The organism is Geminocystis sp. CENA526 (genome assembly GCF_050753365.1).
GTDB lineage: Bacteria > Cyanobacteriota > Cyanobacteriia > Cyanobacteriales > Cyanobacteriaceae > Geminocystis.
Map to the genome: position 1 here is coordinate 20806 of NZ_JBLZFY010000042.1, position 13824 is coordinate 34629.

Annotated in this window: 10 protein-coding genes; 6 read left to right on the top strand and 4 right to left on the bottom strand. The window is 34.9% G+C overall.

Annotation, left to right across the window (positions count from 1 at the left end; genetic code table 11):
• The first annotated feature begins 66 nt into the window (after positions 1-66).
• The 4 genes from ppk1 (at position 67) to ACN4EE_RS12550 (ending at position 7620) form a co-directional block, all read left to right on the top strand.
• Positions 67-2229 carry a polyphosphate kinase 1 gene (gene ppk1 / locus ACN4EE_RS12535; RefSeq protein WP_431706791.1) on the top strand — a complete coding sequence of 721 codons (2163 nt, stop codon included), beginning with the start codon at positions 67-69 and terminating at the stop codon, positions 2227-2229.
• Between the two features lie 434 nt (positions 2230-2663).
• The gene (locus tag ACN4EE_RS12540; protein WP_431706792.1) at positions 2664-3533 is read left to right on the top strand and encodes a phycobilisome rod-core linker polypeptide; all 870 of its coding nucleotides are present in this window, start codon (positions 2664-2666) and stop codon (positions 3531-3533) included.
• A 422-nt stretch (positions 3534-3955) separates the two neighbouring features.
• Positions 3956-4303 (top strand): hypothetical protein, encoded by a 348-nt coding sequence (locus ACN4EE_RS12545; protein WP_431706793.1) that lies wholly within the window; start codon positions 3956-3958, stop codon positions 4301-4303.
• A gap of 272 nt (positions 4304-4575) precedes the next feature.
• The gene (locus ACN4EE_RS12550; protein ID WP_431706794.1) at positions 4576-7620 is read left to right on the top strand and encodes a peptidase domain-containing ABC transporter; all 3045 of its coding nucleotides are present in this window, start codon (positions 4576-4578) and stop codon (positions 7618-7620) included.
• Positions 7621-7777: 157 nt separating this feature from the next.
• Here ACN4EE_RS12550 and ACN4EE_RS12555 read toward each other — a convergent pair whose 3' ends face one another.
• Positions 7778-8308 carry a hypothetical protein gene (locus ACN4EE_RS12555; protein ID WP_431706795.1) on the bottom strand — a complete coding sequence of 177 codons (531 nt, stop codon included), beginning with the start codon at positions 8306-8308 and terminating at the stop codon, positions 7778-7780.
• Between the two features lie 116 nt (positions 8309-8424).
• Here ACN4EE_RS12555 and ACN4EE_RS12560 point away from each other — a divergent pair, with 116 nt between their 5' ends.
• The gene (locus ACN4EE_RS12560; protein ID WP_431706796.1) at positions 8425-9516 is read left to right on the top strand and encodes a linear amide C-N hydrolase; all 1092 of its coding nucleotides are present in this window, start codon (positions 8425-8427) and stop codon (positions 9514-9516) included.
• Here the strand turns inward: ACN4EE_RS12560 and ACN4EE_RS12565 are convergent.
• From ACN4EE_RS12565 to ACN4EE_RS12575, 3 genes are all read right to left on the bottom strand, one after another.
• Positions 9513-10442, bottom strand: a complete 930-nt coding sequence (locus ACN4EE_RS12565) for an Rpn family recombination-promoting nuclease/putative transposase (RefSeq protein ID WP_431706797.1) — start codon at positions 10440-10442, stop codon at positions 9513-9515. The two genes, ACN4EE_RS12560 and ACN4EE_RS12565, sit on opposite strands and share 4 nt — an antisense overlap.
• Before the next feature lie 72 nt (positions 10443-10514).
• Positions 10515-11087 carry a prepilin-type N-terminal cleavage/methylation domain-containing protein gene (locus tag ACN4EE_RS12570; protein WP_431706798.1) on the bottom strand — a complete coding sequence of 191 codons (573 nt, stop codon included), beginning with the start codon at positions 11085-11087 and terminating at the stop codon, positions 10515-10517.
• Positions 11068-11691, bottom strand: coding sequence for a type IV pilus modification PilV family protein (locus ACN4EE_RS12575; protein WP_431706799.1), 624 nt, complete (start codon positions 11689-11691; stop codon positions 11068-11070). Before ACN4EE_RS12575 ends, ACN4EE_RS12570 begins: the two co-directional genes overlap by 20 nt.
• A 211-nt stretch (positions 11692-11902) precedes the next feature.
• On the opposite strand from ACN4EE_RS12575, the gene ACN4EE_RS12580 reads away from it, so the two are divergent.
• Positions 11903-13603, top strand: coding sequence for a DUF262 domain-containing protein (locus ACN4EE_RS12580; protein WP_431706800.1), 1701 nt, complete (start codon positions 11903-11905; stop codon positions 13601-13603).
• Positions 13604-13824: the final 221 nt, after the last annotated feature.

Sequence of the window (13824 nt, forward strand, 5' to 3'; positions counted from 1 at the left end):
TATAAATGTAGAATTAATCAGTAATTCAAAATTATTTACTTGTTTATCAAAAAAGAATTATTAACTATGAAAAATCAAACTAATAAATTAACAAAATCAGAATATTATTTTAATAGAGAATTAAGTTGGTTAGAATTCAATTATCGAGTATTACAAGAAGCCTTAAACGAAAAAACTTTACTATTAGAAAGACTAAAATTTACGGCTATTTTTAGTGCAAATTTAGACGAATTTTTTATGGTAAGAGTCGCTGCCTTAAAACGTCAAATCGAAGCAGAAGTAACAAAATTAACCCCCGATGGTAGGACTCCATTACAACAAATTAAAGAAATAAATCAACGATTACGCCCCCTAGTTAAGCTACAAGTAGAAAACTTTGAATATAACTTAAAAAAAGAGTTAATTAATCATGGCATACATTTAATTAATTTTGTGGACTTAAATCAAGAACAACGAAATTATTTACATCAATATTTTGATAATAACATATTCCCTGTACTTACTCCCCTCGCAGTTGATCCCAGTCACCCTTTCCCCCATATGTCTAATTTGAGCTTAAATTTAGCCGTATTAGTCAAAAATCCCGATACAGGAGCAGAATTATTCGCTAGGGTAAAAGTACCGAAGACTCTCCCTCGTTTTGTCACTTTTCCTTCTGAATTACAACAAGCAGGAAATACAAATGAGAATATCATCTGGGTAGGTATTCCCCTCGAACAAGTCATTGCACACCACCTAGAAGCCCTATTCCCCGGCATGAACGTTCAAGAATGTCATAATTTTCGTTTGACAAGGGATGCCGATTTAGGGGTACAAGAAGACGAGGCTGATGATTTATTGTTAGCAATACAACAAGAGCTACGAAAACGTCGTTTTGCAGGTTCGGCTGTACGCTTAGAGATACATCCTTCTATGCCTGATAACATCAAAGAAATGTTACTGCAAGGATTAGATTTAGAAGATATAGATATATATGAAATCGATGGTTTATTGGGGTTAAATGATTTGTTTGCCTTGACGGGGTTGCCTTTACCTGAGTTAAAAGATACTCCTTGGAATGGGGTTGTGCCTCCTCCCTTCGATGAATTTCAAGAGTGGGAAATGACGGGAGAAAGCGAGGATAATGATAGTATCAGTGATGAATTTTTTGCCACGATTCGCAAGGGTGATTTGATGGTACATCATCCCTATCATTCTTTTTCGGGTACAGTACAACAGTTTATCACTCTGGCAGCGCACGATCGAAACGTCATGGCAATAAAAATGACATTGTATCGTACTTCGGGAGATTCTCCCATTATCAAAGCCCTAATTGATGCCGCTGAAAATGGTAAACAAGTAGTGGCATTAGTGGAATTAAAAGCCCGTTTTGATGAAGAAAATAATATTCTTTGGGCAAGAAAATTAGAAAAAGCAGGAGTCCATGTGGTTTATGGATTAGTCGGCTTAAAAACCCATACTAAAGTTATTTTAGTGGTGCGCAAAGAAAAAGAGAAAATTCGCCGTTATGTTCATATTGGTACAGGAAATTACAATCCAAAAACAGCTAAACTTTATACCGATTTAGGTTTAATTAGTTGTCGAGAAGATTTAGGGGCAGATTTAACGGATTTATTCAATTTTTTGACGGGTTATTCTAAACAAAAAGTATTTCGTAAGCTCTTAGTTGCTCCTGTGACTATGCGCGATCGAATGATAGCTATGATTGAAAGAGAAGCAGAACACTGTCGTAATGGAGGCACAGGAAGGATTGTCGCAAAAATGAACTCTTTAGTGGACGTACCCGTTATTCAAGCCTTATATAAAGCATCTCAAGCAGGGGTAAAAATAGACTTAATTATCAGAGGTATCTGTAGTTTAAGACCAAATATTGAAGGTATCAGCGATAATATTAGAGTTATTAGTATTATCGGGCGTTTTCTCGAACATTCTCGTATTTTCTATTTCCACAACAACGGAGATGAGGAAATTTACATAGGTAGTGCCGATTGGATGGGAAGAAATCTCTCTCGTCGAGTAGAAGCCATTACTCCTGTAGAAGATCGTAATTTACTAAAACAATTACAAGAGATTTTAGGCATTATGCTATCGGATAATCAACAATCGTGGGAATTACAAAGCGATGGTAGTTACATTCGCCGTCAATGGGAAACGGAGGAAAAACCGTTAAATACTCATCAAATTTTAATGGATATGGCGATAGATTCTGTGGAAGGGATTATCTCTTGACACTCCCACTGAGTCACGCAAGTGGGATTCTTGGTTCACTGAGATTGCTTACTCTAACAGGTATAGGTATCGCTACCAATCAAAATAGAGGCATCCTCACACTGACCTACGGTACAGATCTAAATTCGTTCACAAAATTATTGTTACAAATCTTGATAATAAATGCTCACTTCTCATAGTATAAATAGATTTGACAGGGGATCATGTCCCCCGATTAAAAAATTAATGATTAATTAGTCCTTCAAAACTTACTAGATTATCGGCTCAACTCGTTGTCTATTAAGTCCTTAAGAGATTAATAAGTACAAATACTTAATAACTAATTATCTCTGATTAAACTTTTCTAATCAGTATTGATTATTACTTAGTTTGTTAAGTTTTGTTAAGAAAATTAACACAAAAAAATTAACACACTTATAAAAGGAGACTATTCAATGTCTTTACAACAAGGCGCAAATTTGGGTCTTAGCTTATTTGAAGAAGCACCCTTAATTGAAAGAAAACCCCACGATTCTGACGAAAGAATCAATCAAATTATTAATGCGGTTTATCGTCAAGTACTCGGTAATTCTTACATTATGAACAGTGAAAGACTTACCAATGCAGAATCTCGTTTTCGTAATGGGCAGTTAACGGTTCGGGAATTTGTACGAGCGATCGCCAATTCTGATTTATACCGTCAACGCTACTTTGAAACTTGTCCTCGTTATCGTTTTACTGAGCTTAATTTCAAACACTTTTTAGGACGTACTCCTGAAAATCAAGCAGAAATGAGATACCACAGCGATATTTTGGACACCCTCGGTTATGAAGCTGATATTAACGCTTATATCGACAGTGATGAATACACTGAAGCCTACGGAGACAATATCGTTCCTTACTATCGTGGTTACAAAACCGCTAATAATCGTACGATGGTAGAGTTTACTCATATGTTCGCTATGCTCAGAGGTGGTGCTAGTAGCGATGTAGGTAAGGCTTTACAATCTCCTGTTATTCATAAGAGCGTTTTAACCCAAACTCCCTTGTCTGTAATTCCCCCTTCTGGTGGTTCTGCTGGTGAAGGTTGGGCTTTCCAAGAAACTCCTTTAACTTCTGCTACCCGTCAAGGTGTTGGTGCTGATGAAGATGGAAGAATTTACAGAGTAGAAGTAACGGGCTATCGTGCGAAAGTTTACAATTCTTTCCCTAAATACCGCCGTCCTAATAAAGTTTATATGGTGCCTTTTAATCAATTATTTGAACTATATGTAACTTTACACAAACAAGGCGCTAGTGTTGCTAGTGTAACTCCTGTTAACTAGGCTTATTAAAGTGACATGATGCAGATTAGGAAATTAGTTAGATTTCTCAACAGGGAAAATTGATTTCTTTTTCTGATCACTGTCACTAATATTCAATCATTCATAGAGTTAAATAAACTTCTTAATCCGTTCGATCGAAATTCCAGATCAAAAGATTACGGAGTTTAATACGAATCATAATCTTAACAAAAATTTACCATTTCCTCTCAAAAATATTTTAGGACTTACACACCAATAACGATATTCTGTCATTCTCAGCGTAGCGAAAGAATCTCAATCCGTTGATTTTGGGACAAGTGTGTAACTTACATATTTTATGTCAAGTTTGATTTTGGGTTGTCAAATTTCAGACTTTTTTGCTAGTTGCATTTATTTTTATCTATGCTTATTATTCAACTTTAATCATAAATCAGTAATTCGTAGTGAAAACTATCAATGTAAATAATCGCAGTTCGCAGAAAAGAATTACTCCTGTATGTGCGATTAAAAAATTGCAAATTTGGATTAAAAGTCACCATTTAATTTGTGATGGTAATTTTTTTGTATTGAAAACGGTAGAATATTCTATGGTAGAGCGTTTCGAGCAATATATTACTATTTTGGGGGGCAGTTTAATTTCGGTGGAGTCTGCCAAAAAAATCCCTATGGGGAATCACCGTCAAGTTATTCTTTATCAGGCTAAAGCTAGTTTACATACTCCTAACCACGATTTAAAGGAGTATTGGGAAAAATATGGGGGAATCTATACTAAGTTCGATCGAGAAAAGTAGCACAGTTCGATCGAAAAAATTAACTCAAAAAACTTAAATAATCGACAAAATATGTTATTTGTGTTGGTTATTTATTTAATGGTATTTTATCGTGAACTACTAAAAGAGTGATTAAAGAATTATGAGAACCAATAAATATTATCAAGGTTATTCTATTAATAAATTAGAGAAAATGAGTTCAGATTCAGAGTTTCAAGTTAGAATTAACCATATTAAAAATTATCACACTTAATTTTCTACTAACGGTTAAGAAATTTTCATAATTATAACTCATGGTATATACAGCTAGTTCGATCGAAGAGTTTATCTCTACCGTTGAACCTTTTAACAATCTATCACCAAACGCTATTCACGAAATATCAACTCAGTTTCAGCCACTAAAATACGACATGGGGCAGATTATGTTGGTAAAAGAAAAAATCCCCCCTTATATTGCCATTATTTACGAAGGTCAAGCTCGTTGTATTGCTTATGACCTCAGAAATAGTACTCCTATCAGTGTGCAACTGGTGAGTAATGGTACAGTTATTGGTTGGGAGAGTTTAATTCGTGGTTTTCCCAGTGAAACAGCTATCGCATCTACTCCCGTGGTGGCGCTAACCTTAGAAAGAGACAAGTTTTTAGATTTATTAAAAAAACATCCTTCTCTCAACCAATATTATCAAAGTCAAGTCGGTTTAATCGAAGTCTTTGAATTATTAGGGCAACAACTGTTACAACGAGCCACAGGAGAAGGCAACCTCAAAGAGTTAGCAAAAAACACCCTAGATGATAGTCAAGTCTGTAATTTGTCCGCAGGAAAGGCTAGACAATTACTATCTCCTCCCGAAAACCATGTTTGGGTTTTAAGTAGTGGTTCGATCGAAGGTTATAATATCGGTTCAGTAATTCCTGTCAATACTAACTTAAATTTAACTACAGACTGTCGTTTTGTTTCCCTAGAAATTCCTACTCATCAAGAATCCTCTCAAAATTCAACTCTAGTAATTGAGAAACCCATAGAAGAAGTCGAAGACGTTTGGGCGGATGATTCTCCCAATGAGAATAATACTTCTTCAGTTACCGCTACGGTGTTAATGGACGATGATGAAATACCCAAAGCCGATCCAAGTATTTTACAAATACAACCCGATACTCTTATTCCCAAAGGTAAAAAACCCCTTAAAAATTATCCTTTCTTCGGAGGTAAAACCGAAGCAGAAATCGGCATCGCTTGTATGCGAATGTTGACTAAATTCTACAAAATGCCCTATCGAGGCGAAATTTTAGTTCGTATTATCAAAGAGCAAGTACAGCGTAACGGGCGATTATCCCTTGATATTTGTGGTGCGGTAACGGAGTTAATTGGCTTAAATGCTCAGTTGATAGGAGTTCCAGCAGGAGCGTTTTCTCGTTTGGAAGGTCCTTTTTTAACCACTATATCTGATTCTTTGGTGTTAGTTTATGCTACCAATGATAAAACTGTTATTGTAGCAGACCCCACTCGATCGGGGGTAAAAGAATATAAAATTGACGATTTTCTCAAAAAATGGGGACAAGAAGGCAAGATTTTACTCCTCAAAAAAACGAAGGAAACCCCTGAAGAAAAGTTTGGTTTAAGTTGGTTTGTTCCTTCGGTAATTAAGTATAAATGGACATTGTTAGAAGTTTTTATCGCTTCTTTCTTTGTGCAACTGTTTGCCCTTGCTAACCCCTTGATGATTCAAATTATCATCGATAAAGTAATTGTACAGAATAGCCCCGATACTCTACAGGTTTTAGGTATCTTTTTGGTGGTTTTAGCGGTGTTTGAAGCGATTTTAAGTACTTTGCGGACTTATTCTTTTGTGGATACCACTAACCGCATTGACATGACATTGGGATCAGAAATTATTGATCACCTTTTACGATTACCTCTGAGATACTTTGAAAAGCGTCCTGTGGGGGAAATTTCTACCCGTATTAATGAGTTAGAGAATATTCGATCGTTTTTGACGGGAACGGCTTTAACTGTGGTTTTAGACGCTATTTTCTCCGTCATTTACATTGCGGTAATGTTTGTTTATAGCCCCTTATTAAGTTTTGTGGCTTTAGGGATTATTCCTATTTTTGTGGCTTTAACCTTAATCTTTTCTCCCTTGATTCGTCGTCAATTACGAGCAAAAGCAGAGCGCAACGCCGAAACCCAATCCCACTTAGTGGAAATTATGTCAGGGATTCAAACAGTAAAAGCTCAAAACATTGAATTAAAATCCCGTTGGGAATGGCAGGAGCGTTATGCCAAGTATGTGGGTACTGGTTTTAGAACTGTTATTACTCAAACTTTAGCAGGTTCTGCTAGTAATTTTCTCAATAAGTTATCACAACTTTTGGTGTTATGGGTAGGTGCTTATTTAGTTTTACAAGGAGATTTAACTTTAGGGCAATTAATCGCCTTCCGTATTATCTCAGGTTATGTAACTTCTCCCATTTTACGGTTAGCTCAACTATGGCAAAATTTCCAACAAACTGCACTATCTTTGGAACGTTTAGCGGACATTGTTGATCATCCTCAAGAAGCACAAGAAGATCGAGATAATATTCCCATGCCCTTAATTAAGGGTAATCTTAAATATGATCAGGTTTGTTTTCGTTTTAAACCCCATGGTCCTTTACAATTAAATAATGTTAGTATTGAGTTTGCCCCGGGTACTTTTGTGGGTATTGTGGGAGAAAGTGGAGCAGGTAAAAGTACCTTAACCAAATTGGTTTCTCGTCTTTATGAGCCTGAATCGGGACGTATTTTGATTGATGGCTATGACGTTAACCGTGTGGAGTTATATTCTTTACGCCGTCAAATTGGGGTTGTACCTCAAGAGAGTTTATTGTTTGATGGTACGATTTTAGAAAATATTGCCTTAACTAACCCTTCTGCAACTACCGAAGAAATTATCAATGCGGCAAAAGTAGCTGTTGCCCATGAATTTATCATGAATTTAGCCAATGGTTACAATACCAGAGTTGGAGAAAGAGGCGCTTCTTTATCGGGGGGGCAAAGACAACGTATTGCCATCGCTCGTTCTGTATTACAAAATCCTCGAATGTTAATTTTAGATGAGGCTACCAGTGCTTTAGACTACAATACCGAAGCTCAAGTCTGTCAAAATCTAATTCAGGCTTTCCACGATCGAACTGTATTATTCATTACTCACCGTCTCGGTACAATTCAAAATTCAGATATTATTGTAGTTATGGATAGTGGCTCGATCTCTGAAAAAGGCACTCACGAGGAATTAATGACGATGAAAGGGCGTTATTATTATCTCTATCAGCAACAACAAAAAGCTCATAATGAGTAGTGTTTCATAGTATCTTGATGCGGATAGGTGTTAGGTATCGCAATCCTATCTTATTTGTAAGAATTTTATCCCCTTTCGAGAATGAAAACGCCCTGCTTCCGTATTCCTTTTTCCCTACCTTAGCCAATAATTTACATATTCAAAAGAGCCAATGTTTTTATATATCAATAACGATCGAACTACTATCAACATTTTCGCCAGTTTCAATACTAATAATCGGGGATAACAAGCTATAAGAGACTCTCCATTTCATATTTCCCACTAATATCCCTGCTGTTTGCGAATTAAGTTTAGTAACGATTCCAAACATTTCATTTCCTTGTTTATCTTTGAAACAAACGTGATCACCAACTTTAACATGATTTTTATTTGTTTGATGCTTTGCTTGAAGATTGATGTCCGTATCTGAATTATCTATATTGATAAGACAATAAGGAATATTCCATTGACAACCATCATGTTCATTTTCAATCAAAACTTTCTTAGTTTTTAGTTCAATAATAGTGGCTTTGATTAAACGATTTTCTGTCCTATCAAAATAGCTAATTAATTGTCCTACTGTGAGATGATTTTTAATTAATCTTAACCTACTGGGATCATTTAACTGTTGATCGATCGCTACACTTAATCTATATAGGTCAAATAATGACGCTTTTCCTAACTCTGTTATTATTGCTGTATAATCCATGTTGTTGCATTGAGAGATAATCGATCGAACACCTAATCTAAAATGTTTTAATTTAACCTAACATCTTTTTCCAGAAATAATTTATTTTTAAAAAAACTATAATAGTATTTTATCCAATGACTTTAAATATTTTCAAACATCTTGCCTTGGCGATACCAACAATTTTAACCTTCTCTGGACTTTTTAGTCTCAGTGTTTTAGCTTGTACCCGTGTTTTATACTCAGGTAGTGACAATACAGTTATAACCGGTCGATCGATGGATTGGAAAGAGGACATTCGTTCTAATTTGTGGGTTTTGCCGAGGGGAATCGATCAAAATGGACTGGCAGGAAAAAACTCGATCGAATGGAAATCTAAATACGGTAGTGTGGTAATAACAGCTTATGACATTGGTACTGCCGATGGGATGAATGAAAAAGGTTTAGTTGCCAATCTTCTTTATTTAGCAGAATCCGACTACGGTACAACAGAAGGAAAAGCCACTCTTTCCATGAGTCTTTGGGCTCAATATTTTTTAGATAACTATGCCACCGTTGCCGAAGCAGTGGAAGAGATGAAAAAAGAGCCTTTTCGAGTAATTACATCAACTTTGCCCAATGGCGCACCAGCTCAATTACACCTTGTTATTTCTGATATTAACGGTGACTCAGCTATTTTTGAATATATTGACGGCAAGTTAGTCATTCATCACAGCAAAGATTATAAAGTCGTCACTAATTCCCCCACTTTTGACAAACAACTTGCTTTAAATGAATATTGGCAAAGCATAGGCGGTTTAAACTTTCTACCCGGTACAAATCGAGCAGCCGATCGATTCGCCCGTGCCTATTTTCTGCTCAATTCTATACCTACAAAAACAGTTCCTAACTATATTAGCGCTGTTCCTGAACAAAAGTACGAAAATCAAGCCCTTGCTAGTGTTTTAAGCGTGGTTCGTAGTGTCTCTGTTCCTTTAGGTATAACTACTCCAGATCAACCGAATATCGCTTCTACGGTATGGCGAGTGGTAGCGGATCAGAAAAACAAGATATACTATTTTGATTCTGCAACTAGCCCGAATGTTTTTTGGATTGACATGAAAGAGCTAGATTTTAACCCCACTGCTTCTGTGAAAAAATTGTCTTTAACAGACGGTACTTTTTATGCAGGGGATGCCACTAAAAATCTTGTTTCCGCACCACCCTTCCAATTTTTACCTGTCGATTAATCATTTAGAGCGACTTTTCTCACTAATTCTAAATCTAATTCTAAGGCTTCTGCGATTTGTTCGATCGATAACCCCAACTTCATTAAGTTAGGTATAGATTTAATTTTACCTTGATTTTCTCCTTGAGTATAGCTATCATCATAAAATTTAGCTACCTTTTTCAGCAATTCTAAGTCTAATTCTAAGGCTTCTGCGATTTGTTCGATCGATAATCCCAACTTCATTAAATTAAAGATTGATTCCAGTTTGCCTTCAATTTTACCCTCAATTTTACCCTCTTTATAAGTATCTTGATAAAAACGGGTTTTTTTGAAATCAGTTAAAGTAAACATTTTGTCTAATTCCTCCCTTGTATAGTTGGTAAATTTATAAATTAATATCTTTTCTAATAATTCTATAATATCTTTTTTCTTGGTAGATGATTCTTGACTATTTTCGATCGAATTAAACAGGGTATTAACTTGATTTTTAGCATTTTCTTCATTAGCAACAATTAGCTGGAGAATTTCTATGCCTAAACCTTCGTATTCTTCAAAACTCAATTCATCTAAGTAAATTACCGTCAATTTTCCTGTGTCTTGAAAAACTTGATAATAACTTGGTAAGGGAGTTTCATAATTTCTTTTTTCCCATAATACCACTGCATAAAAGTCTTGACAGGGTTTATACTGTCCTAAATAGGTGAATATTTCTGTGAATAAACGATAATATAAATTCTCGTCTGATTGAAATTGTACCTCCACAAAATAAATAGGTTTATCTTCATTATTAGGTAAAAATACCCCGTCTATTCTTTTAGCTAATTGTTTCAATTCTTGAGATATAAATTGATATTCTTTTGCTAATTCTGGGGGTAATTTTAATAAGTTAAATAAACTTTCTGGGATGTTTAAAAATAACTCATAAAAAATAGAATCTGTTTTCATTATTCAAAAAGAATATAGGCTTTGAGATTGCTTCGTTACCTCGCAATGACTTAGATTTTACTGAGAAGATTATTAACCACCAGTATCGTAACGTCTATTTTCTACATTATTACAATTAGTGCCTGAAACTGTAGAATCATAAATGCCAGTTCTAATCATACCGATAGTGTTAGCTAAAACTATACATTTTCCCGTTTCATTTATAGCAGTATTTGAAAAATTTTTTCGGGCAATATGAATAGTTTGAATATCCGTTACTGGTATCCCTCCTTTATAATCAAAAGTAACTGTTTGAGGTAAACCTCCAGTTTTAGAAGTTCTTACATCAACAATGCTAGAATCAATTACTATATTTTCTAAAAGACAACCAGATACAGCGCTGGTCACACTTGTTGTAGTAATAGTAATCGGACAATTTCTACTCATACGGTTAGCGTTAACTTGAGCTTCCACTAAAGCCGATCGAACCTGAGAAAAAGTACGGTTGACTCTTTCTTGTCTTTGAGACTCGATTAAATTAGGGGCGGCAACGGCGCTAACAATCCCAATAATAATAGATACTACTACTACTTCAAATAAAGTAAATCCTTTCTGTTTACTTCTTTCATTGAACAAATTGAGTAAATTAACAACTAAGAGCTGCATTAGGTATCACCTCCGTTGATAATGTTGTTACTACATTTGGATTAGTTGAATCTGGAGGTGTTGTGCCTGTTGGTGTATAAGACGCATTTGCTCTATAACGAGGATGTGCAGGATTGGGATTGACAGCAGGAGCATAAGCTAATGTATAATTAATTGTTAAAATATTACTGTTATTGTGGGTATAAACTCTAAAAACTCTATACCATTTACCATTAATTTGTACTCCTGAACCCTGATTTGTTTGTCCGCCAGTTGTTAGAGTAGTTTGTAAATTAGCTCCATAAGTACCACAGTTAGTAGGAACAGTTGGTAAAATAAAAGCCTGATAGCGAATTAACTCTAAATCTTGTTGAATCCAGTTGGCGGCTTCCTGTTTATCTTGGGCTTGAACTCTTAATAATACCGATAAAACGGTGGCTTGTAACGAGCCTAGTAAAAAACCACTGATGACTAAAATAGTTACTAACACCTCTAGGATAGAGAAACCTTCTTCTTTTGTGTCTTTTAAGGTTAAACTCTGTTGATGAAGGGATTTGCCTCGATCGATCGGGGGGGGTGATATATTTATCAATGGGGAAACCTTGTTGATGAACTTAAATAACATTTTATGTCATAACCTCCAACCAAAATTCAATAGACTCTATTATTTATTATAGACTTTTACTATATGATTAAATCATCAAATTTTGAAATACTCAAGAATTACCCATTCGTGAAAAATGTAAAATAAGTTCCCCCCTTTGTTTAACAGGGTTTTTTCAAAGTCGGGGCAAAATTGCATTTTGTTAGTTAAATTGATTGATAGTAAGAAATCCATGTCAATAATGAACTTTAACACCGCCAATCAGACTTTCCGCCAAATCATGGGTAACGGATTACTGTATCGTGTGCCTCCCTTTCAAAGAGATTATTCATGGGGAGAAGACGAATGGGAAGACTTATGGCAAGATATGTTAGGATTATTAGAAGAAGACGGCGAACCCGCACATTACATGGGTTATTTAGTGCTTCAATCTTCAGATAATAAATATTTTGACATCATAGACGGACAACAACGACTTACTACCATTAGTATTTTAATTTTGGCTTCCCTGAGTCGCTTACAAACTCTGGTAAAAGATAATATTGATGCCCATAAAAATCAACTGAGAAAAGATAATTTACAGAATAGTTATATTGGCTACGTTGACCCCGTTACTCTTGTTAGCCGTGCTAAACTGGAGCTAAATCGCCACAATAACCGCTTTTACAAAACTTACCTTACTCCATTAGCAAATATACCTCAACGGGGTTTAAATGCCTCAGAGCATCAACTGCGTAAGGCTTTTTATTGGTTGGAATCAAAACTAAAAAATCAATGTCAAACCAGTGGAGAATCGATCGCATTTTTCATTGATACAATGGCAGATAAATTATTTTTTACTGTGATTACTGTCACCGATGAATTAAACGCTTTTAAAGTATTTGAAACCCTCAATTCAAGGGGTGTAAGATTATCAGCTACTGATTTATTAAAAAACTATCTTTTTTCTATCATAGCCTCTGGTGATTCCCATGAAACAGAAATAGAAACTTTAGAAAATTTATGGGAAAGAATATTAGAAGAATTAGGCAGTGAAAGTTTTCCTGAATTTCTAAGAATATACTGGAATAGTAGTCATAAATTAGTCAGAAAAACAGAGTTATTTAAAACTATTCGCCGTCAGATAAATAATAAAAAAAAGGCTTTTGAATTATTAAGAATTTTAGATATTTCTGCCTCTATTTATGCCGCATTACGGAATCCTTTTGATAGTTTTTGGCATCCAGAAGAACAACAATTACTTAATCAATTAGCCATGTTTAATGTACGTCAACCTTTGGGTATATTAATGGCAACTTATCAAAAATTTGGAGAAGAAAAAAGGGATACTTTTACAAAAATTCTAAAATGTATTGCTGTTATTTCTTTTCGTTACAATGTTATTTGTAATTTTTCCACCCCAGAGCAAGAAAAAATTTATAATACTGTAGCTGAAAAAATATCCGATAATTTATTAGTAAATGAAAGGGATATTATTGAAGGATTAAATCCAATTTATCCTAATGATAATACCTTTAAAAATAACTTTCGAGAAAAAGAATTGAAAACTAGCAACTCTCGCAATAGAAAAGTGCTTCGTTATATTTTATTAGAATTAGAAAAACAAATTTCAGGGAAAGAATTTGATTTAGAAAGTACAGGATATAATATCGAACATATTTTACCAGAAAATACAGGAGAAGAATGGAGTTTTATAGAAGAAAATAATCAAGATAAATATATTTATCGTCTAGGAAATTTGACGCTTTTAGAAACAAAAGTAAATCGTGATTTAGGCAATCAAAGTTATAGTAAGAAGATAGAAATGTATAAAAATAGTGATTTTCAATTAACAAATTCTATCCCTAAACATTATCCTCGATGGAATGAAAGTACGATCGTATCCCGTCAAAGTCAAATGGCAAAACAAGCCACTTCTATTTGGCGTTTTTAACGAAACTACGCTTGTTTGTTTTGTGCAGACAAAATCTCAAAATGTTGATTTTCAGGTATTTCTCCTAGTCTTCTAGTCTTCTAGTCTTCTAGTCTTCTAGTCTCCTAGTCTCTCCTCATCACTCATAACTTTTTCAGCACCCCCTATTTACTAAATTTAATGAAGATTTGACAGCATTTTCTTCCCCTTCCTCCCTCTCTTCCCCCTCTTCCCCCTCTTCC